The sequence below is a fragment of the Sphingobium rhizovicinum genome (assembly GCF_042647625.1).
Classification (GTDB): Bacteria; Pseudomonadota; Alphaproteobacteria; order Sphingomonadales; family Sphingomonadaceae; genus Sphingobium; species Sphingobium rhizovicinum.
Window position 1 is genome coordinate 1,094,948 of the sequence record NZ_JBHRVU010000004.1, and the last position, 17,274, is coordinate 1,112,221.

General features: G+C 67.7%; 24 protein-coding genes and 2 pseudogenes. 23 read left to right on the plus strand and 3 right to left on the minus strand.

The window, feature by feature from the left end; all coding sequences use genetic code 11:
• Nucleotides 1-81: 81 nt before the first annotated feature.
• The 5 genes from ACFOKF_RS06690 (at nt 82) to ACFOKF_RS06710 (ending at nt 3,121) form a co-directional block, all read left to right on the plus strand.
• Nucleotides 82-714, plus strand: a complete 633-nt coding sequence (locus tag ACFOKF_RS06690) for an NAD(P)H-dependent oxidoreductase (protein ID WP_380794219.1) — start codon at nt 82-84, stop codon at nt 712-714.
• Nucleotides 715-788: 74 nt separating this feature from the next.
• Nucleotides 789-1,127 (plus strand): hypothetical protein, encoded by a 339-nt coding sequence (locus ACFOKF_RS06695; protein WP_298396526.1) that lies wholly within the window; start codon nt 789-791, stop codon nt 1,125-1,127.
• A gap of 83 nt (nt 1,128-1,210) precedes the next feature.
• Nucleotides 1,211-1,393, plus strand: coding sequence for a hypothetical protein (locus tag ACFOKF_RS06700; RefSeq protein ID WP_380794221.1), 183 nt, complete (start codon nt 1,211-1,213; stop codon nt 1,391-1,393).
• 15 nt (nt 1,394-1,408) lie between these two features.
• Nucleotides 1,409-1,939 (plus strand): hypothetical protein, encoded by a 531-nt coding sequence (locus ACFOKF_RS06705; protein WP_380794223.1) that lies wholly within the window; start codon nt 1,409-1,411, stop codon nt 1,937-1,939.
• A gap of 57 nt (nt 1,940-1,996) precedes the next feature.
• Nucleotides 1,997-3,121 (plus strand): phage portal protein, encoded by a 1,125-nt coding sequence (locus tag ACFOKF_RS06710; protein ID WP_380794225.1) that lies wholly within the window; start codon nt 1,997-1,999, stop codon nt 3,119-3,121.
• A gap of 29 nt (nt 3,122-3,150) precedes the next feature.
• Here the strand turns inward: ACFOKF_RS06710 and ACFOKF_RS06715 are convergent, their stop codons facing one another.
• Nucleotides 3,151-3,324 (minus strand): hypothetical protein, encoded by a 174-nt coding sequence (locus ACFOKF_RS06715; protein ID WP_380794228.1) that lies wholly within the window; start codon nt 3,322-3,324, stop codon nt 3,151-3,153.
• Nucleotides 3,325-3,370: 46 nt separating this feature from the next.
• Between ACFOKF_RS06715 and ACFOKF_RS06720 the strand changes: the two genes are divergently transcribed.
• Genes ACFOKF_RS06720 through ACFOKF_RS06730 form a run of 3 tightly spaced genes read left to right on the plus strand, consistent with a single transcriptional unit; the run spans nt 3,371 to nt 4,430 of the window.
• Nucleotides 3,371-3,679 carry a DUF6127 family protein gene (locus ACFOKF_RS06720; protein WP_380794231.1) on the plus strand — a complete coding sequence of 103 codons (309 nt, stop codon included), beginning with the start codon at nt 3,371-3,373 and terminating at the stop codon, nt 3,677-3,679.
• Nucleotides 3,676-4,089, plus strand: a complete 414-nt coding sequence (locus ACFOKF_RS06725) for an HK97 family phage prohead protease (protein WP_380794233.1) — start codon at nt 3,676-3,678, stop codon at nt 4,087-4,089. The genes ACFOKF_RS06720 and ACFOKF_RS06725 overlap by 4 nt, the downstream gene beginning before the upstream one ends.
• An 11-nt stretch (nt 4,090-4,100) precedes the next feature.
• Entirely contained in the window at nt 4,101-4,430 is a 330-nt protein-coding gene (locus tag ACFOKF_RS06730; protein WP_380794236.1) for a hypothetical protein, read from the plus strand.
• 1 nt (nt 4,431) lies between these two features.
• Here the strand turns inward: ACFOKF_RS06730 and ACFOKF_RS06735 are convergent, their stop codons facing one another.
• The gene (locus ACFOKF_RS06735) at nt 4,432-5,157 is read right to left on the minus strand and encodes a phytanoyl-CoA dioxygenase family protein (protein WP_380794239.1); all 726 of its coding nucleotides are present in this window, start codon (nt 5,155-5,157) and stop codon (nt 4,432-4,434) included.
• 108 nt (nt 5,158-5,265) lie between these two features.
• Between ACFOKF_RS06735 and ACFOKF_RS06740 the strand changes: the two genes are divergently transcribed.
• From ACFOKF_RS06740 to ACFOKF_RS06755, 4 genes are all read left to right on the plus strand, one after another.
• Entirely contained in the window at nt 5,266-6,381 is a 1,116-nt protein-coding gene (locus ACFOKF_RS06740; RefSeq protein WP_380794242.1) for a phage major capsid protein, read from the plus strand.
• Nucleotides 6,382-6,452: 71 nt separating this feature from the next.
• A complete protein-coding gene (locus tag ACFOKF_RS06745; protein WP_380794244.1) occupies nt 6,453-6,989 on the plus strand; it encodes a head-tail connector protein in 537 nt (178 codons plus the stop codon).
• Nucleotides 6,986-7,174 carry a hypothetical protein gene (locus ACFOKF_RS06750; RefSeq protein WP_380794247.1) on the plus strand — a complete coding sequence of 63 codons (189 nt, stop codon included), beginning with the start codon at nt 6,986-6,988 and terminating at the stop codon, nt 7,172-7,174. The genes ACFOKF_RS06745 and ACFOKF_RS06750 overlap by 4 nt, the downstream gene beginning before the upstream one ends.
• The gene (locus ACFOKF_RS06755; RefSeq protein ID WP_380794249.1) at nt 7,171-7,569 is read left to right on the plus strand and encodes a DUF3168 domain-containing protein; all 399 of its coding nucleotides are present in this window, start codon (nt 7,171-7,173) and stop codon (nt 7,567-7,569) included. The genes ACFOKF_RS06750 and ACFOKF_RS06755 overlap by 4 nt, the downstream gene beginning before the upstream one ends.
• A gap of 78 nt (nt 7,570-7,647) precedes the next feature.
• Here ACFOKF_RS06755 and ACFOKF_RS06760 read toward each other — a convergent pair whose 3' ends face one another.
• A complete protein-coding gene (locus tag ACFOKF_RS06760; protein ID WP_380794251.1) occupies nt 7,648-7,971 on the minus strand; it encodes a hypothetical protein in 324 nt (107 codons plus the stop codon).
• Between the two features lie 137 nt (nt 7,972-8,108).
• On the opposite strand from ACFOKF_RS06760, the gene ACFOKF_RS06765 reads away from it, so the two are divergent.
• The 11 genes and pseudogenes from ACFOKF_RS06765 (at nt 8,109) to ACFOKF_RS06810 (ending at nt 17,197) form a co-directional block, all read left to right on the plus strand.
• A complete protein-coding gene (locus tag ACFOKF_RS06765; protein WP_380794253.1) occupies nt 8,109-8,516 on the plus strand; it encodes a phage major tail protein, TP901-1 family in 408 nt (135 codons plus the stop codon).
• Entirely contained in the window at nt 8,513-8,836 is a 324-nt protein-coding gene (locus tag ACFOKF_RS06770) for a gene transfer agent family protein (RefSeq protein WP_380794255.1), read from the plus strand. Before ACFOKF_RS06765 ends, ACFOKF_RS06770 begins: the two co-directional genes overlap by 4 nt.
• Complete coding sequence (locus ACFOKF_RS06775; protein ID WP_380794258.1) at nt 8,833-9,033, plus strand: phage tail assembly chaperone; 201 nt, start codon at nt 8,833-8,835, stop codon at nt 9,031-9,033. The genes ACFOKF_RS06770 and ACFOKF_RS06775 overlap by 4 nt, the downstream gene beginning before the upstream one ends.
• A gap of 106 nt (nt 9,034-9,139) precedes the next feature.
• On the plus strand, nt 9,140-9,691 hold the full coding sequence (locus ACFOKF_RS06780) for a tail tape measure protein (protein ID WP_380794260.1): 552 nt from the start codon (nt 9,140-9,142) through the stop codon (nt 9,689-9,691).
• Nucleotides 9,688-12,038: pseudogene (locus ACFOKF_RS06785) on the plus strand (DUF2460 domain-containing protein). The gene ACFOKF_RS06780 and the pseudogene ACFOKF_RS06785 overlap by 4 nt, the downstream one beginning before the upstream one ends.
• Nucleotides 12,035-12,844 (plus strand): DUF2163 domain-containing protein, encoded by an 810-nt coding sequence (locus ACFOKF_RS06790; protein WP_380794262.1) that lies wholly within the window; start codon nt 12,035-12,037, stop codon nt 12,842-12,844. Before ACFOKF_RS06785 ends, ACFOKF_RS06790 begins: the two are co-directional and overlap by 4 nt.
• Entirely contained in the window at nt 12,841-13,209 is a 369-nt protein-coding gene (locus tag ACFOKF_RS06795) for a peptidoglycan endopeptidase (protein WP_380794265.1), read from the plus strand. The genes ACFOKF_RS06790 and ACFOKF_RS06795 overlap by 4 nt, the downstream gene beginning before the upstream one ends.
• 621 nt (nt 13,210-13,830) lie before the next feature.
• A pseudogene (locus tag ACFOKF_RS25645) lies at nt 13,831-14,327 on the plus strand (phage tail protein); the annotation flags it as partial.
• 378 nt (nt 14,328-14,705) lie between these two features.
• Nucleotides 14,706-15,413: a GTA baseplate fiber-binding domain-containing protein gene (locus tag ACFOKF_RS25650; protein ID WP_449325395.1), complete on the plus strand. Its 708-nt coding sequence runs from the start codon at nt 14,706-14,708 to the stop codon at nt 15,411-15,413.
• A gap of 23 nt (nt 15,414-15,436) precedes the next feature.
• Complete coding sequence (locus ACFOKF_RS06805) at nt 15,437-15,934, plus strand: DUF2793 domain-containing protein (protein ID WP_380794267.1); 498 nt, start codon at nt 15,437-15,439, stop codon at nt 15,932-15,934.
• A gap of 201 nt (nt 15,935-16,135) precedes the next feature.
• The gene (locus tag ACFOKF_RS06810; RefSeq protein WP_380794269.1) at nt 16,136-17,197 is read left to right on the plus strand and encodes an OmpA family protein; all 1,062 of its coding nucleotides are present in this window, start codon (nt 16,136-16,138) and stop codon (nt 17,195-17,197) included.
• The last annotated feature ends 77 nt before the right edge of the window (nt 17,198-17,274 follow it).

The following is a 17,274-nucleotide window of genomic DNA, read 5'->3' on the forward strand; positions in this document are numbered from 1 at the left end:
TATTTCTCCGTCCATCGCTCTACATCACGGCGTCATCGGCCGGGGCTATGTTCCGGCGGGCGTTGTTATGAAGGAGTTTCCATGCTGATCGACCGGCTGAACTGGCGCTATGCCACCAAGAAGATGAACCCGGACAAGGCTGTGCCGGAAGAGAAGATCGCGCGCATCCTGGAAGCGGTGCGGCTGGCGCCGACGTCGAGCGGGTTGCAGCAATTTGAGGTGATCGTCGTCACCAACGCGGAAATCCGCGAGAAGATCAAGGCGATCGCCTGGAACCAGGAACAGGTTACGGATGCGTCGCATCTGATCGTCTTTGCCGCGTGGGACAATTATACCGCCGACCGGATCAACGGCATGTTCGATCTGGTCAATGACGAGCGCGGGTTCCGCAACGAGGGCTGGGAAGCCTATCGCCAGATGCTGCTGGGCACATACCCGCAGCGCGACGCGCAGACCAATTTCGAACATGCCGCGCGGCAAGCCTATGTCGGGCTGGGCATCGCGCTGACCGCTGCTGCGTTCGAGGAGGTGGATGCGACGCCGATGGAGGGCTTTGATCCCGACGCGCTGGACGCGATCCTGGATTTGCGCGCGCGCGGCTTGCGGTCGGTGGCGATCATGCCGGTCGGCTATCGCGCGGATGAGGGCGACTGGCTGGTGAATTTGAAGAAGGTGCGGCGGCCGATCGGCGAGTTTGTGTCGCGGATCGACTGATCGGGCGAGGCCGTTGGTCGGGGAACTGGCGGGCGGCCTTAATCGTTTTGTCGCCGTAATCAGGAGTATGTGACATGAAGATGGTGAAGCTGATGGCGGTGGCTGTTGGCGTGAGTGTGATCGCGACGCCGGTGATGGCCGCCAGTCTGAACAGCAAGGATCGCGCGCGGGTGGCCCGCGCAGCGCCGCGCGACCGGGACGATGTGCGATATTGCCTGCTCAAGGGCAAGCAGGGGCGCGACAAGGGTACGGTGATCGGCGCGGCTGGTGGTGCTGGCGTGGGTCTGCTGGCGGGCGGCGGCCTGGGCGAGACGTTGCTGGCGGGCGCTGCGGGCGCGGTGGCCGGGCGGGTGATTGGCAAGAGCGAAGGCACGAACAGCGTGTGCGACCGGGTGCTGGCGCGGAACAGGTGACGGGTTGGCGGTAAGTTCACGCTCTGCTAAGACCGGCAGGCTATAGGCATGTGTTATTGGCCCCAGCGAGGAAAGGAGATCATATGGCGGTTCATTCAAGCAGCTTTGGCGGTCTCCATCTGAGTGGCGAGGATGCGCGCAAATTTGTGGCGCAAACCCGGACCGGGCAGAGCGCGGCCGTGAAGCAGACGGTTAGCCGCGGCAAGGAATTGGCTGCGGCGCTGTTGGCGACCGGACAGGTCAGGATTGACAGCTCTTCGCGCTAAACCATAATTTCCTCCATGTCGGGGGAAATCATCATCAAGAAGCTGGAAGCGGCTGGCCTGGATCAGGTCAGTCGTTTTCGTATGAAAGATGTCGGCGACAGGCCGCTGCAACAATTTCTGCGTCGCGATGCGCTGAAATCGGGCGCTGCGCATCTGACGACAACTTATGTTATCAAGCGGCCCGATGCGCCGCATGTTCTGGCCTATGCCAGCATCATGTGCGCGGAGATCAAGCTGGAGGGCGCTTATCCTATCGATGATAAGAAAGCGGCGGAGCGGTATAGCTATCAGCCGGCGGTGAGGATCGCGCGGCTGGCCGTATGCGACGGCTGTGAGGGACTGGGCTGGGGGCGGGAACTGGTGACGACGGTCATCGGTGTCATTTCCCTGTCCATCCAGCCCTATGCGGGATGCCGGTTCCTGATCGTGGATGCGAAACGCAAGTCCATCGATTTCTACCGCAAACTGGGATTTCGCCTGCTCGATACGGAAGCGAACAGGGCGCTGGAAACGCCGCTGATGTTCATGGACCTGAAGAGTCCATGATCTGAGAGGTCGTGCCTCCGGCGGATGTGATTGGGTTTCATTGCTGGGAGGCAAAGCATGAAATGGTTCGGGACGAAGGCGGCCGCATCGCAGGATGCGCGGCCGGTGTTGGCGCGTGCCTGGGGTTCGGGGGCGGTGGCGCTGGGGGAGTGGCCGGCATCCTATGAGGCGCAACTGCGCGCCGGGGTGATGGGCAATCCGGTGGCGCAGCGGGCGATGCGGCTGGTGTCCGAAGGGGCGGGGGCCTGCGCGATCAAGGTGCGGGGGGTGGCGGAGGATGCGGCCGTTCTGGCGTTGGTCGGGCGGGCGTCGGCCGGGCAGGGGCTGGTGGAGACTCTGGCCTGTCATCTGCTGCTGCATGGCAATGGCTATGTGCAGATGATGGCGGGCGCGGACGGGCGGCCGGCCGAACTGTTCGCGCTGCGGCCCGAGCGGGTCAGTGTGGAGGCGGATGCGCGGGGGTGGCCGGCGGCCTATCTGTATCGCGTGGGGGAGAGCGTGACGCGGCTGTCGCCCGAGGATGGCGCGGGGCGGACTGGTGTGCTGCATCTGAAGGCGCTGCATCCGCTGGACGATCATTATGGGCTGGGCTGTGTCGGCGCGGCGGCGGGCGCGGTGGCGATCCACAATGCGGCCAGCGTGTGGAACAAGGCGTTGCTGGACAATGCGGCGCGGCCGTCTGGCGCGATGGTCTATGAGCCGGGCGATGGGTCGGTACTGTCGCACGACCAGTTTGAGCGGGTGAAGCGCGAGATGGAGGCGGCCTTTGCCGGGGCGGCCAATGCCGGGCGGCCGATGCTGCTGGAGGGCGGGCTTAGCTGGAAGGCGATGAGCCTGACGCCGGCGGAGATGGATTTTGTGGGGCTGAAAAGCGCGGCGGCGCGGGAGATTGCTTTGGCGTTCGGGGTGCCGCCGATGCTGATGGGGCTGCCGGGCGACAATGCCTACGCCAATTATCGTGAGGCGAACAAGGCGCTGTGGCGGCAGGCGATTTTGCCGCTGGTGGCGAAGATTTGCGCGGGGTTGTCGCAAGGGTTGCAGCCATGGTGGCCGGGCGTAGCGATCGAGGCCGATCTGGATGCGGTGCCGGCGCTGGCAGACGAACGCGCAGCGCTGTGGGAGCGGGTGGCGGCGGCGGATTTCCTGAGCGGGGACGAGAAGAAGGCGATGCTCGGGGTGTAGTTTGCTGGCGTGGGTCGGAGCGGCTTGCCCTAATCTGGCGTGCGGGCGGGCATGGAATCGAGGCGGCAGAAATCGCCGGCCCAGTTCCATGTGCCGCCCTGCGTCAGGCAATCGCCGGCGCGGAACAGGTGAAAATGCCAGGCGAGGGCGCCGATCGCGGCGAGGATGAGGACGATCAGGACTTTGCGAGAGGTGCGCTTCATGGCGCTCCAGATAGGGGCAGAGCGGGCGGATGGGAAGGAGCGGGCGATGAAAGAGGAGATGCTGGCGCGGCTGGTGGCGCAGGCGGATGGGCAGGTGCTGGACATGGTGACGATCCGCGCGCTGATCGAGGAGGCGAGCGAGCTGGGCGCGGCGCGGGCGCTGGAGCGGCTGGGGCTGGCGGACCGGCGCGCGGAGGGCGATGTGCGGGAATTGCGCGAATTGCTGTCCGCCTGGCGCGACGCGAAGAAGGCGGCGCGCGGCGCGGTGATCGGCTGGATCGTGCGGATCGGCATGGCGCTGTTGCTGCTGGGCATTGCGGTGAAGGTGGGCCTGGTCGGGTTGGTGAAGGGATGAGCGGCGATCTGCGCTTTGCCGGTTATGCGGCGATTTTCGATCGGGTGGACCGGGGCGGGGATGTGGTGCGGGCGGGGGCTTTTGGTGTCGTGCCGGCGGTGGGCGTGCCTTTGCTGTGGCAGCATGGGCCGGGCAGCGTCATCGGCGTGGTGGAAGCGGCGCGGGAAGACGCGCGCGGGCTGCGCGTGATCGGCCGGGTGTCGCGGCGCACGGCGGCCGGGCGGGAAGCGGCGGCGGCGCTGGCGAGCGGGGCGGTGGATGGGCTGTCCTTCGGATATCGGGTGAAGGTGGCGCGCGGGGCGGGGCCGCGCGAACTGCTGGCGCTGGAACTGGTGGAGGTGAGCGTGGTGACGCATCCGATGCAGCCGATGGCGCGGGTGGTGCGGGTGGAGCCGGGAGGATTAACCTGATAGTGAGGGCTATGGCTGAGCTTCCACGATATTGGTCTGTCGTCTCGCGCAAAACAGGACGCCCCGAAGTTCCGGGGCGCTATCATGAAATCATGGCGATGATCCAAGGTGGTATTAGCGGGCTGATGCTGCTGTCTGTTGGAATTTATAGTCTTTTTATCGACGCGCCTGCCGAGATTTTGATCTGGACTTTGGGAGGAGGCTTGTTCTGCGCTGTTGTAGGCATCTGGCAATGGCGGCGGGCGCGACGAAAACGATTGGCCGCCGAGGCGGTTCTGGCCGATTATCTGAAAGCCATTGCTCAGCCAATTGAACAGGATTGGGCGACGGCCGAGCGCTAAATCACATCCCCAGCCATTGTAGCCCACCCGGCAGCGGGTCGGCGCTGTAGTCGAGTTGCAGGACGCGGCGGTGGCGCGGGTTGGTGGCGGCGTCTGAGGCGTGGAGGATCGGGGTGGCGTAGAGCCAGATGTCGCCGCGTTGGGCGAGGCAGGCATGGGTGCCGCAGGTGGGGACGAGGGCGGCGACGTCGCTTTCGCGCACGCGGCCATGGCGGTGCGAGCCGGGCGCGATCAGCAGCGGGGCGTTGTCTGCATCGACGGGGTCGAGATGGATGCGCAGGGTCAGCATCCGGTCGAGCAGGGATTGCGGCGGGGCGACATGCTGAATGCCGGATTTGATGGTCCAGGGGCCGAAGCCCGGCGTGTCGATGCGCTGCTGTACGGCGATGGTGCGGTCCTGATGCCAGCCGAGCGCCCAGTTGGTGGCTTCGCTCTTGTCGAAGAAGATCGCGCGGACGGCTTTGGCGGTCTCGCCCAGATGGGCGGCGGGATGGCGGCCGATTGCGCCGCTGGGGTGCAGCATGTCGACGAGGGCGGGCAGGCTGGCGAGGCGCTGGCCGGCGCGGTCGGTGGGTAGGGCCGCGAGGGCGGCTTCGATGGTGGCGACCGCAATTTCGGGCAGCGCGGCGGGGATGTGGTGTGCGCCGTGGGTGGCGAGGGTGAGGGGCATGATGGGCTTCCTGCATTGGTGGCGATCGGTCGGCAAGGGGGATTCCCCCTCATCCAACTGCGTCTAACCGGCTGCGCCGGTAAGACTTCGTATCCTTCTCCCACCAAGGGAGAAGGCAGTTTCGGGCGGTTCCATTTGGGGCCGCCCTTTTTTGTGGAGACGGGCATGACGGATATGTTGGAGCAGAGTCTGGATCTGGTGGCGCAGGGCGAGCGGATCGAGGGGCTGGCGGGGGAGATTGCGGCGCTGAAAGGGGCGTTGCTGGCGCAGCAGCGGCCGGCTCTGGATGGCGTCAAAGGCGGGGCCGTTGATCCGGCGCGGGCGCAGTTTGTCGATCGTTATCTGCGACAGGGGCTGGAAGCGGGGGTCGAGCTGAAGAGCCTGTCGGGGGCGAGCGGCGCGGCGGGGGGCTATGCGGTGCCGCGCGAGATCGACCAGCTGATCGGCGCGACGCTGAAAGCGATTTCGCCGATCCGTGGGATCGCCAATGTCGTGCGGACGGGGTCGGCTGGCTATCGCAAGCTGGTGACGGCGGGCGGGATCGTGTCGGGCTGGGCCAGCGAGACGGGCGCGCGGGCCGAGACGGGGACGCCCAGCTTCAACGAGATTGTGCCGCCATCGGGTGAATTGTTCGCCAATCCGGCAGCGTCGCAGGCGATGCTGGACGATGCGCAGTTCGATGTCGAAGCCTGGCTGGCAGGCGAGATTGCGCGCGAATTTGCGGTGGCGGAGGGCGCGGCCTTCGTGAACGGCAACGGGACGAACAAGCCCAGGGGCTTCCTGACCTATACCACCACCAGCGAGGCGGACGGGATGCGCGCATTCGGATCGCTGCAATATGTGGCGGCGGGCGCGGCGGGCGGCTTTGCCGCGAGCAATCCACAGGACCGGCTGATCGATCTGGTGCAGAGTTTGCGCGCGCCCTATCGTCAGGGGGCGAGCTTCGTCATGAACAGCGCCACCCTGTCCGCCATTCGCAAGATGAAGACGGCGGACGGCGCATTTCTCTGGCAGCCGTCCATGGCGGCGGGGATGCCGGCGACGTTGCTGGGCTATCCGGTGGTGGAAGCCGAGGACATGCCCGACATTGCGGCCAACAGCCTGTCGATCGCCTTCGGCAATTTCCAGATGGGCTATGTGATCGCCGAGCGCAGCGACACCAGCATCCTGCGCGATCCCTTCAGCAACAAGCCGTTCGTGCATTTCTATGCGGTCAAGCGGATCGGCGGCGGGGTGGCCAATAGCGAGGCGATCAAGCTGATGAAGTTTTCGGCGACGTAAGAGGAGGGGAGGCAAGGGGGCGGGCCGGCGGGCGCGCTCCCCTTTCTTTTTATATGCGGCGGGGGACCGGGATGCTGATCGAGGACGAAGGGGCGGGGCTGGCGGCGTCGCTGGAGGAATTGAAAGCCTATCTGCGGATGGCGGGCGACGGGGAAGAGGATGTGCTGGAAAGGCTGCTGCGCGCGGCGGCAAGCCTGTGCGAGCAATTTGTCGGCCAGTGGCTGATCGTGCGGGAGGCGCGCGAGACGGTGGCGGGCGACATAAGCTGGCAGAGGCTGACGGCGCGGCCGGTGCTGGCGATCGGGCGCGTGGCGGTGGTGGACGCGGATGGCGGGGAAGTGGTGCTGCCGGTCGGCGCCTATGCGATCGACATTGATGCGACGGGGGATGGATGGGTGCGGTTGACGGGCGCGGGGGACGGGCAGCGGCTGGCCGTGACCTATCAGGCGGGCATGGCGGCGGCGATGGACGGGCTGCCCGAGGGATTGCGGCAGGGGATCGTGCGGCTGGCGGCGGACCATTATCTGGCGCGCGGGACCGAGAGCGCGGCACCGCCCGCGCTGGTGAGCGCGCTGTGGCGGCCATTCCGGCGGATGCGGCTGGGATGAGGGCGGCGATGGCGCGGGTGCTGGAGGCGCGGGCGGCGCAGAGGCGGGCGCGGATCGTGGCGGCATTGGCCGAGGCGGGCGTCGCGGCGGTGATCGACGGCGAGGCTGTGGTGGCGTCCGGGCGGGGGCTGGTGGCGCTATGGTGGCGCGATCTGGCCTTCAGGGAAGCGGGGAGAGGGCGATGAGCGCGGAAGTGGCGGTGCGGGCGGCGATATTTGCGGCGCTGCGGAGCGACGCGGCGCTGATGGCGCTGGTCCATGGCGTGCATGACGGCGCGCCGGGACGGGCGGCGACGCCCCATGCCTATGTCGGCGAATGCCTGGGCGCGGATTGGGGCGGGAAGGATGTGGAAGGGCGCGAATTGCGGCTGACGATCGGGCTGGCGGTGGCGGAGGAGACGCCGGCGCGGCTGGCGGCGATGATCGCGCGGGTCGATCCGGCGATCGGCGCGGCGGGCATGGCCGATGGCTGGCGGATCGTGAGCGCAAGGCTGCTGCGATCGCGCGTGGCGCGCGAAGGGGGCGGCGCGCCGGGATGGCGGGCGGTGGTGGATTATCGGGTCAGGGCGGTGCGGGAGTGATGCGACAGAGGCTCGCTGCGCTCGCTACCCACCCCCGGCCCCTCCCTGGGAGGGAGGGGAGGAGGTTGGTTCGGTGCGTCAGCCCGGACGGCTGCTGTCTTCATATTCGCTGGTGATCTTGTCGACATATTCAGAGATTTGATCGTCGGCGTCGCTGTTGGCTTCCGCATCGGACATTTTGTCGGCCTTGTCCTGGGCAACGATGGCCGCGCGGAAGGCGGCTTCCTTGTCGGCGCAGGCGCTTTTCAGGGCGGACTGGAAATCGGCAAGCGAGAGTTTCCTGTCGAGCGAGGGCTGCATCTGCGCGCTCAGACATTTGGAAAATTCCTTGCGGCCGGCGCCAACGGCATCAGCGGAAGGCGCAGCGGCGAGCATCATCGCAAGCGAAGCGGCAACAAACATCGGGACCTCTCCATCAACCCCAGTTTTCTGTTGAGATCGGCCGTCCAATGGGCGGTCGAGTCTCCTGTTTTTTCGCGATTTTCCGGGCCGTGGCGGGGTGCCGCGCGCGTCGGGGTCGCTTGGTTGGAGGATGCGCCATGGCGGTGGAAAAAGGAAGTGCGTTTTTGCTGAAGGTGGGCGACGGCAACATGCCCGCAACATATGCGACGGTGGCGGGCATGCGCACCACGCAATTGTCCGTGAATGGCGAGGCGGTAAACATCACCAGCAAGGATTCGGGCGGCTGGCGCGAATTGCTGTCGGGCGCGGGGGTGCGATCGGTCAGCGTGTCGGCAGCGGGGCTGTTCACCGGATCAGCGGCTGAAGTGCGGGTGCGGGGCCATGCGCTGGCCGGGACGATCGAAGACTATGAGCTGAGTTTCGAGAGCGGGGAGCGGATGCGCGGGCGCTTCCTGGTGACGCGGCTGGACTATGCCGGCGATTATAATGGCGAGCGCAACTACACGCTGAACCTGGAAAGCAGCGGCGCGGTGGTGAGCGAATGAGCGGCCCCGTGCATGGAGATCCGAACCCGGAGCGCGGCGAGGCGGCGTTGGAGATGGGCGGCGAGCGGCTGATGCTGCGGCCGAGCTTCGCGGCTTTGGTGGCAGCCGAGGCGGAACTGGGGCCATTGTTCGATCTGGTGGATCGGGCGGCGGACGGGAAGCTGTCGCTGGGCGATCTGGTGGCGCTGTTCTGGCATTGTCTGGTTGATCGCGACCGGATGACGCGCGAGGCGCTGGGCGAGGCGGTGCTGGCGGTGGGGCTGGCGCGGGTGACGCCGGTGCTGCGGACGATCCTGCACCAGATATTGGCGGGGAAATGACGACATTTCGCGCGGGCGCGGGGCGGCTGGCGGGGGTGGCCGGGTGGCTGCTGGGCTGGCGGCCGGACGAGTTTTGGCGCGCGACCCCGGCGGAACTGGCGGCGGTGCTGCGCGCGGCGCGGGGGGAGGAAGGGGCGGGCGAGGGCGGCGTGGATGCGGCGGAACTGGCTAGGCTGATGCGGGACATGCCGGATTAAACCGCCACCGCCCGTTCGCTTCGAGCGAAGTCGAGAAGTGGGTAGCGCAATGCCTGCGTTTCTCGACTTCGCTCGAAACGAACGGAGGTGGGAGCAAGGGGCGATCATGGAAGACGAAATCGAGACGCTGGTGGTGCGGGTGCGCGCCGATACGCAGGGGTTGAGCCGTGATGTGGCGGCGATGCGGGGGGAGATGGAGGGGCCGCTGGCCGATGGGGCGGAGCGGGCCGGGCGGCGGATCGAGCAGGGGCTGATGCGGGCGGTGCGGACCGGGCGGCTGGGCTTTGACGATCTGCGTGCGGTGGCGCTGTCCGCGCTCAACGAGATTGCGGCGAGCGCATTGCAGTCGGCGATTGGCGGCGGGGGGAGCGGGCTGGCGGGGCTGGGCGCTTCGCTGGTGTCGGCGCTGACGGGATCGCCGGGGCGGGCGACGGGCGGGCCGGTGACGGGCGGGCGCGCCTATCGCGTGGGTGAGCGCGGGCCGGAACTGTTCGTGCCGACGAGCAGCGGGCAGGTGGTGGCCAATGGCGGTGGCGGCGGGCGCGATGTGCGGGTGAGCATCGCGGTGAATGGACGCGGCGGCGAGAGCGAGCCGCGTTTGCTGGCGAAGAGCGCGCGGCAGGTGGCGCGGGCGGTGCGGGGGGCGCTGGAGCGATGACTGTCGGATATTGGCTGGCCGACGCGCGGCGCGGGCAGGAGGCGGGGCATATGAAGCGCTTTGCCGCGAGCCACTGGACGGTGAATTTCCCCCGGCCGATGATGGCGAGCGTGGTGACGCGCGCGCCGGATGCCCCTTCGACAGGCTCAGTACAGGGGTTGAGGGTAGATGCCGTTTTCTACGGATCTGGCGATCTGGCGGGGCTGATCTGGGAGGCGGAGGACAAGTGGAGTCATCCGCTGCTGGCCTATGAAACGCGGCGGGACTTTCGCGATTGCAGCTTGTCGTTTCGCTGGCGGTCGGGCGGGCTGCGCAAGCTGGACGAAACGCATGGACCGACGCTGACGATCGAGGGGCGGGATGCGGAGGGCGCGCCGCACGCCTGGTATGTGCGGCTGTGGAACTATGCGAGCGGCGGGCCGGAAGATGCTGTCGTCACGCTGGATTTTGCCGCGATCGATGGCGGATATCTGTTGCCCGGCGAGGCTGATCCGGTGTGGGCGGGGGATGTCGACCGGATGTTCATTTCACTGGCGCCGCCTGATTATGATGCGGGCGACACGCCCTTTGCCGGGCCGCAGGAAGGCTGGGCGGAGCTGAGCGATGTGCGCTGCGACGGGGCGGGATCCGTGCTGGCGGTGGGCGATGTGATGCTGCCCGAACATGGGCTGGGCATCGCGACCGGCTATGATGATTGTTTCAACCAGACGCCCGCGCGGGTCGTGGCGGCGATCCATGCGCTGGGCTATCGCGGGGCGATCAACCATTATGTCGGCATGAGCCATTATTTTCGGCTGGAGCGGGCGGACGGCGGGCTGTTCGTCAGCCTGGCGGGCGGGGTGCTGAATGCGCCCTGTGCGGCGTGGCACCGGGATTTTGCGGGGCGGGCGAAGGCGCTGGGCTTTGGCGTCATCTGGTCGCTATCCTACGAATTGTTCGATGCGCATTGCTGGAACGACTGGAAGCAGCGGGCGGAGAATGGCGATCCGGCGCTGACCGGATGGTCGCCGCCCTCCACCCTGTTGTCGCCGGCCCATGGCGGGGCAATGGGCTATGTGCAGGCGGTGGCGGGGGCCTTTGTTTCCATCGGTTTGGAGGCGGAATTGCCGATCCTGTTTCAGGTCGGTGAACCCTGGTGGTGGGTGATGCCGGGGACGGGCGCATCTGCCTCTATGACGATGCGGCGCGGGCGGCCTTTGGCGGAACGCCGGTGTCGATCGCGAGCGTGTGGGGCACATTGGATGCGGCGCAATGCGCTTTGCTGGATGCGGCGGGGGCTTTGCTGGCGGCGTCGACGGCGGCGCTGTGCGCGCAGGTGAAGGCGATCGCGCCGGGCGCGGTGACGCATCTGCTGGCCTATCTGCCGACCATATTGGACCCGCGCGCGCCGGAGGCCAAGCGGGCGAACATGCCGGTCGGCTGGGCTTCGCCCGCCTTCGATGTGCTGCAACTGGAAGATTATGACTGGGTGACGGAGGGGCGGCCGCATCTGACCGCGCGGGGCGTGGCGATGGCGACCAACCGGCTCGGCTACCCGATCGGGGAGCAGCATTATTTCGCCGGCTTCGTGCTGTTGTCCGAGCAGGCCGGGCAATGGCGGAAAATCGTGGCGGCGGCGCAGGCTTCGGTCGCGCGGGGGACGGCGGCGACCTTTGTCTGGGCGCTGCCGCAGGTTTGCCGGGATGGCTTCACCTGCTTTGCAACGCATGGGGAGGATGATGTGCAAGCCTTTGACGATGTGATCTTTCCACTCGCGATCGGGCGGGAGGCGAGCGTCAGCCCGGCCTTTTCGACGCAGATCGTGGAAAGCCCGGCCGGGCATGAGCGGCGGTCGAGCGACTGGGCCGATGCAAGGCTGTCCTTTGACGCGGGGCCGGGCATAAGGAGCGAGGCGGATATGGCGGCGCTGATCGCCTTTTTCCGGGCGCGCAGGGGGGCGGCGCGGGGGTTTCGCTTCACCGATGCCTATGATGACCGCAGCGGCGCGGCGGGCGCGACGCCGGGGCCGCTGGACCAGCGGCTGGGCGTGGGCGACGGGGTGACGGCGGCCTTCCCGCTGATGCGCTATTATGGCGCGGGGGCGGAGGCGCAGGCGCGGCGGATCACCCGGCCGGTGGCGGGCAGCATCCGGGTGGCGGCCGACGGGATCGAGATGGCCGATGGCTGGAGCCATGCGGGGATGGGCGTGATCGCCTTTGACGAAGCGCCGGCGGACGGCGTGGTGCTGAGCGCGGGCTATCGCTTCGATGTGCCGGTGCGCTTTGCCGAGGACCGGCTGGAGATCAACCGGGCGACCTTTGCCGCGGGCGAGGCGGTGTCGGTGCCGCTGGTGGAGATACGCGAATGAACGGGGCGCTGGAGGACGAGCTGTCGACGCTGGCCTTTTGCTGGCGGATCGAGCGGCGCGACGGGATGACGATCGGCCTGACCAGCCATGATCGCGATCTGGATATTGGCGGGCTTGTCTATCGCGCCGCGCTGGGGATGACGCCGTCCGCCGTGCGATCGGGCATCGGGCTGGATGGCGAGGACAGCGATGTGGCCGGCGCGCTGACGAGCGATGCGATTAGCGAGGCCGACCTGATGGCGGGGCGATGGGACGGGGCGGCGCTGGAATTGCGGCTGACGCAGTGGGAGGAACCGGGCGCGCTGTGGCTGTTGCTGGCGCGGGGCGAGATGGGGGCGGTGGCGCGCAAGGGGGCGGCCTTCAGCGCCGAACTGATCGGCGCGGCGGCGGTGCTGGGCGGGCCGGTGGCGCCGGGCACATCGCCAGACTGCCGGGCGCGGCTGGGCGAAAAGGCGTGCCGGGTCGATATGGCGGGGCGGCGGCGGATCGTGGCGGTGGCGGGCGTCGCGGGGGCGGAGGTGTCGGCGACAGGGCTGGAGCCGGGCCTTTATGCGTTTGGGACGCTGCGCTGGCTGGGCGGCGCCAATGCCGGTTTGACGCAGGGGGTGGTGGATAATGGCGCGGACGGGCTGAGCCTGACCGATGCGCCGGCCTTTGCCGTGGCGGCGGGCACGCTGGCTCTGGTGACGCAGGGGTGCGACCGGCAGCTGGCGACCTGTGCGGCGCGATTTGGCAATGCAGTGAATTTTCGCGGCGAGCCATATCTGCCCGGCATGGACCTTTTGACCCGCTATCCCGGCGCATGAGTGTGGTCGTGGCGCGGGCGCGGGCGATGATCGGCGCGCCGTTCCGGCTGCATGGGCGAAGCCGGGACGGGCTGGATTGCGTGGGGCTGGCGGCGCTGGCGCTGGGGCGGGATGCGCCCCGCGCCTATGGGTTGCGGACCGGGGATGTCGCGCAGGCCGGGCGATGGTTGCGGGCGGCTGGGCTGCGGCCGGTGGACGCAGGGCGGCCAGGCGATCTGGCGCTGGTGCGGCCGGGACCGTTGCAACTGCATCTGATGATCGCGACGGGGGCGGGATTTGTCCACGCCCATGCCGGGCTGGGGCGGGTGGTGGAAATGCCGGGGGTGTCGCCATGGCCGCTCCTGACTTGGTGGTCTGTCGAATAGGAGAGATATATGGCGACGGTGGTGCTGACGGCGGTGGGCACGGTGCTGGGCGGACCGGTCGGCGCGGCGATCGGGGCGGTGGTCGGCAATGTCATCGACAATCAGATCCTGTTCCGGCCAAGGGGGCGGGAGGGCGCGCGCCTGTCCGACCTGCAGGTGCAGACGTCGCGTTACGGGACGCAGGTGCCCAAGATTTTCGGGACGATGCGTGTGGCGGGCACGGTCATCTGGGCGACCGACCTGAAGGAGCTGAGCAGCCGGAGCGGCGGCGGCAAGGGGCGGCCGAGCGTCACCACCTATAGCTATTCGGCGAGTTTTGCGGTGGCGCTGTCGGCGCGGGAAATCCGGTCCATTGGGCGGATCTGGGCCGACGGCAATTTGCTGCGCGGGGCGGCGGGCGACTTCAAGAGCGAGGTGGGCGGTTTTCGCGTGCATCTGGGGAGCGAGGATCAGCCGGTCGATCCGCTGATCGCCGCCGCGCAGGGGATCGGGAACACGCCGGCGCATCGCGGCATCGCCTATGTGCTGTTCGAAGATCTGGCGCTGGCCGATTATGGCAATCGCATCCCGTCGCTGACGTTCGAGGTGGAGGCGGATGCGGAGCCGGTGGCGATTGGCGCGATGGCCGACGAGTTGAGCGACGGGCGGCTGGCTGGCGATGCATTGGCGGCGGTGGACGGCTTTGCTGCGAGCGGGGCGGATGTGGGGGGCGCTGTTGCGCCGCTGGTCGAGGCGCAGGGGCTGGCGCTGGCGTCGGAGGAGGGCGGGCTGTGCCTGAAGGCGGCCGGGGAAGTGGCGAGCGGGACGATTGGCGCGGACATGCTGGCGCAGCGGATCAACGGCCGGGGGATCGATCCGGTGGAGCGGATGGGCGCGGCGGCGGATGGCGTGCCGGTGGCGTTGAGCCTGCGCCACCATGACGGCGCGCGCGATTATCAGGCGGGTGTGCAGCGGGTGGTGCGGCCGGGGCGGGGCGGCAGGAGCAGGGCATGCAATTGCCGGCGGCGATGCGCGCCGACGATGCGCGGGCATGGGCGGCGGCGCGGCTGGGCGCGGCGTGGGCCGGGCGCGCGACCATGACGCTGCGCTGCGGATGGCAAGCGCTGACATTGACGCCGGGGCAGATCGTCACCGTGGCGGATGCGCCGGGGTTGTGGCGGATCGAGGAGCGGGAATGGGAGGCGATGGCGGTGCGGCTGGCGCTGCGGCGGGTGCCGGGCGCGGGCGGCATGGTGCCGGCCGGGGCGTCCTCGGGCGCGATCGTGCGGCAGGTGGATGCGCCCCATGGCGCGACGACGCTGATGCTGGCGGACCTGCCGATGCTGCGCGACGGCGTAGCGAGCGCGCCGCTGATCGTGGCGGCGGCGAGTGGCGGGGCGGGCTGGCGCAGCGCCGCTCTGTTCATGATGGAGGGCGGCGAGGCGCGATCGATCGGTCGGAGCGGGCTGCGCGCGGTGATGGGGGTGGTGGATGCACCCCTGCCGCCGGGCAGCGCGATGCTGGTGGACCGGCGTGCGACGATGACCGTGCGGTTGCTGGGGGCGGACATGGATCTGGCCGGCGCGCAGGAGGCTGCGCTGGCGCAGGGGCGCAACCTGTGTCTGGTGGGGGAGGAACTGATCCAGTTCGAGACGGCCGATCGGATTGGGCCGGAGACATGGCGGCTGAGCGGATTGCGGCGCGGGCTGCGCGGCACCGAATGGGCGATGGCGGGGCATGGCGCGGACGAGCGCTTCCTGCTGATCGAGGAAGAGCGGCTGGTGGAGCCGCTGGCGCTGTCAGGCGGGGGCGGGGAGGTTGGCGCGACGCTGCGCGTTGCGGCGGTCGGGTTGGGCGACGGGACGCCGGTGGAGGCGGCTCTGGCGATCCGGGGCGAAGCGCTGATCCCGCCTGCGCCGGTGCATCTGCGGGCGCGGGCCGAGGAGGGCGGCTGCACGGTCAGCTGGGTGCGGCGCAGCCGGGCGGGGTGGCGATGGGCGAATGGCGGCGACGTGCCGCTGGCCGAGGAGCGCGAAGCCTATCGGGTGCAGGTGCTGGCCGATGGATCGGTGATGCGCAGCGCGGAAACAATGCTGCCGACATGGACCTATGATGCGGGGATGATCGCCGCCGACGCGGTGGCGGGCGAGACCATCATGATCGCAGTGGCGCAGATCGGCACGATGGCCATGGGGCGAACGGCGTCGATCCTGATCGACCCGTAATTTTATCAGAAAGGAACGGACGGATGGATGAGACGCCGCGCTGGGCGTTGCCGCTGCTGTTTGCAGGGCAGGCGCAAAAGGAAGTCTTTCATAATGAGGCGCTGGTCCTGATCGACGCGCTGCTGCACGGACGGGCGGAGAGCGCCGATGCGGCCAGTCCGCCGACGGACCCGATGCCGGGGCAATGCTGGGTGGTGGCGGCCGGTGCGGACGGGGGCTGGACGGGGCAGACGGGCGCGGTTGCCTGTTGGACGGATGGCGGATGGCGTTTTGTTCCGGCGCGGGCGGGCATGATGTTCGACATAGCGGACCGCGGACACCGGATTTTCCATGATGGCGCAGTCTGGCGCGACGGTGCGGTGCGCAGTGACGGGCTTTATCATAATGATGAACGGGTGGTGGCGAACCGACAAGGGGCGATCGCCGGGCCGGAAGGAGGCGCTGTGATCGACGTGGAGGCGCGCTCTACACTGTTGTCGATCCTTGGCGTCTTGCGTGCGCATGGGTTGATTGGGAGTTAATATTACGTAAACATGTTTTTCTTGTTGCGGCCGTGCGTCAATAGTCTAAATTTCCTTTTCGTCAGCTTGTCCCGGACGTGGAATCCGGCCCTAGTGCGTTATTTTTGCAACGGTTTCACTAATTGTGGACTTGCCATGAAACTTTCTACGGGATACAGGGTTTCAGCAGTCCTTCGTGACACTTTTGAAAGGGGAATTCAAATGCGGAAGCTTGCCCTCGCGGCTGCTCTTGCGACCAGCGCCCTGGCCACCCCGGCTTTGGCGCGTGACGGTAGCTGGTATGTCGGCGTCGACGCCGGCGTCCTGCTTGTGGAAGACCAGAATGCAACCGTGAACGGCGTCGATGCCGGCGGTTCGGTCGATTACCACAAGGGTTATGACTTCGACGCGAACATCGGTTACGACTTCGGCGGTTTCCGCCTGGAAGCGGAATCGGCGTACAAGCGCGCTAAGGTTGATTTCGACCAGACCGGCTTCGGCGGCGCAGCTTCGGCTCTGTCGTTCATGCTGAACGGCCTGCTCGACTTCGGTCCCGACGACGGCCTGCAGGGCTTTGTCGGCGGCGGTGTCGGCGTTTCGCGTGGCAAGCTGGCCACCGACATCGTCAACGACAGCGACACCGGCTTCGCCTGGCAGGCGATCGCTGGCGTCCGTTACCCCGTCACCAGCAATGTCGACGTCTCGCTGAAGTATCGCTTCTTCAACCAGGACGACATCAAGCTGATCCCGGCCTACACCACCGCGGTTGCGGATGCGGGCGACACGATCAAGACCAAGCTGCGCACGCACAGCCTGCTGCTCGGCCTGACCTACAACTTCGGCGCTCCGGCTGAAGCGGCTCCGCCGCCGCCGCCTCCCCCGCCGCCGCCGCCCCCGCCGCCTCCCCCGCCGCCGCCGCCGCCGCAGGCAGAGTGCAACCCCGGACCGTACATCGTGTTCTTCGAATGGGACAAGTCGGACATCACGCCTGACGCCGCCACCATTCTGGACAACGCGGTTTCGGCCTACAGCAGCTGCGGCAGCGCCCAGGTCATGCTGGCCGGCCACGCGGACAAGTCGGGTTCGGCTTCGTACAACGTCGGTCTGTCGCAGCGTCGCGCTGACGCGACCAAGGCTTATCTCGCTTCGAAGGGTATCCCTGACGGCGTGATGACCACCCAGGCGTTCGGTGAATCGAAGCCCCGCGTTGAAACTGCGGACGGCGTTCGTGAAGTCCAGAACCGTCGCGTGGAAATCAGCTACGGTCCCGGCGCGGGCATGTAATCAGATTTTCCATTCTTCGGGATGGAAAGCAGAAGAGGGGCCGGTCGCAGGACTGGCCCCTTTTTCATGGGCGATTG

Excerpts from the sequence above, each read along its gene's own strand:
- ACFOKF_RS06775 (WP_380794258.1), top strand. The coding sequence starts at position 8,833 with ATGACGACATTTCGCGCGGGCGCGGGGCGGCTGGCGGGGGTGGCCGGG.
- ACFOKF_RS06765 (WP_380794253.1), top strand. The coding sequence starts at position 8,109 with ATGGCGGTGGAAAAAGGAAGTGCGTTTTTGCTGAAGGTGGGCGACGGC.
- ACFOKF_RS06790 (WP_380794262.1), top strand. The coding sequence starts at position 12,035 with ATGAACGGGGCGCTGGAGGACGAGCTGTCGACGCTGGCCTTTTGCTGG.
- ACFOKF_RS06730 (WP_380794236.1), top strand. The coding sequence starts at position 4,101 with ATGGCTGAGCTTCCACGATATTGGTCTGTCGTCTCGCGCAAAACAGGA.
- ACFOKF_RS06740 (WP_380794242.1), top strand. The coding sequence starts at position 5,266 with ATGACGGATATGTTGGAGCAGAGTCTGGATCTGGTGGCGCAGGGCGAG.
- ACFOKF_RS06695 (WP_298396526.1), top strand. The coding sequence starts at position 789 with ATGAAGATGGTGAAGCTGATGGCGGTGGCTGTTGGCGTGAGTGTGATC.
- ACFOKF_RS06700 (WP_380794221.1), top strand. The coding sequence starts at position 1,211 with ATGGCGGTTCATTCAAGCAGCTTTGGCGGTCTCCATCTGAGTGGCGAG.
- ACFOKF_RS06770 (WP_380794255.1), top strand. The coding sequence starts at position 8,513 with ATGAGCGGCCCCGTGCATGGAGATCCGAACCCGGAGCGCGGCGAGGCG.
- ACFOKF_RS06715 (WP_380794228.1), bottom strand. The coding sequence starts at position 3,324 with ATGAAGCGCACCTCTCGCAAAGTCCTGATCGTCCTCATCCTCGCCGCG.
- ACFOKF_RS06795 (WP_380794265.1), top strand. The coding sequence starts at position 12,841 with ATGAGTGTGGTCGTGGCGCGGGCGCGGGCGATGATCGGCGCGCCGTTC.
- ACFOKF_RS06780 (WP_380794260.1), top strand. The coding sequence starts at position 9,140 with ATGGAAGACGAAATCGAGACGCTGGTGGTGCGGGTGCGCGCCGATACG.
- ACFOKF_RS06805 (WP_380794267.1), top strand. The coding sequence starts at position 15,437 with ATGGATGAGACGCCGCGCTGGGCGTTGCCGCTGCTGTTTGCAGGGCAG.
- ACFOKF_RS06760 (WP_380794251.1), bottom strand. The coding sequence starts at position 7,971 with ATGTTTGTTGCCGCTTCGCTTGCGATGATGCTCGCCGCTGCGCCTTCC.
- ACFOKF_RS06725 (WP_380794233.1), top strand. The coding sequence starts at position 3,676 with ATGAGCGGCGATCTGCGCTTTGCCGGTTATGCGGCGATTTTCGATCGG.
- ACFOKF_RS06750 (WP_380794247.1), top strand. The coding sequence starts at position 6,986 with ATGAGGGCGGCGATGGCGCGGGTGCTGGAGGCGCGGGCGGCGCAGAGG.
- ACFOKF_RS06710 (WP_380794225.1), top strand. The coding sequence starts at position 1,997 with ATGAAATGGTTCGGGACGAAGGCGGCCGCATCGCAGGATGCGCGGCCG.
- ACFOKF_RS25650 (WP_449325395.1), top strand. The coding sequence starts at position 14,706 with ATGCTGGTGGACCGGCGTGCGACGATGACCGTGCGGTTGCTGGGGGCG.
- ACFOKF_RS06755 (WP_380794249.1), top strand. The coding sequence starts at position 7,171 with ATGAGCGCGGAAGTGGCGGTGCGGGCGGCGATATTTGCGGCGCTGCGG.
- ACFOKF_RS06705 (WP_380794223.1), top strand. The coding sequence starts at position 1,409 with ATGTCGGGGGAAATCATCATCAAGAAGCTGGAAGCGGCTGGCCTGGAT.
- ACFOKF_RS06720 (WP_380794231.1), top strand. The coding sequence starts at position 3,371 with ATGAAAGAGGAGATGCTGGCGCGGCTGGTGGCGCAGGCGGATGGGCAG.
- ACFOKF_RS06810 (WP_380794269.1), top strand. The coding sequence starts at position 16,136 with ATGCGGAAGCTTGCCCTCGCGGCTGCTCTTGCGACCAGCGCCCTGGCC.
- ACFOKF_RS06745 (WP_380794244.1), top strand. The coding sequence starts at position 6,453 with ATGCTGATCGAGGACGAAGGGGCGGGGCTGGCGGCGTCGCTGGAGGAA.
- ACFOKF_RS06690 (WP_380794219.1), top strand. The coding sequence starts at position 82 with ATGCTGATCGACCGGCTGAACTGGCGCTATGCCACCAAGAAGATGAAC.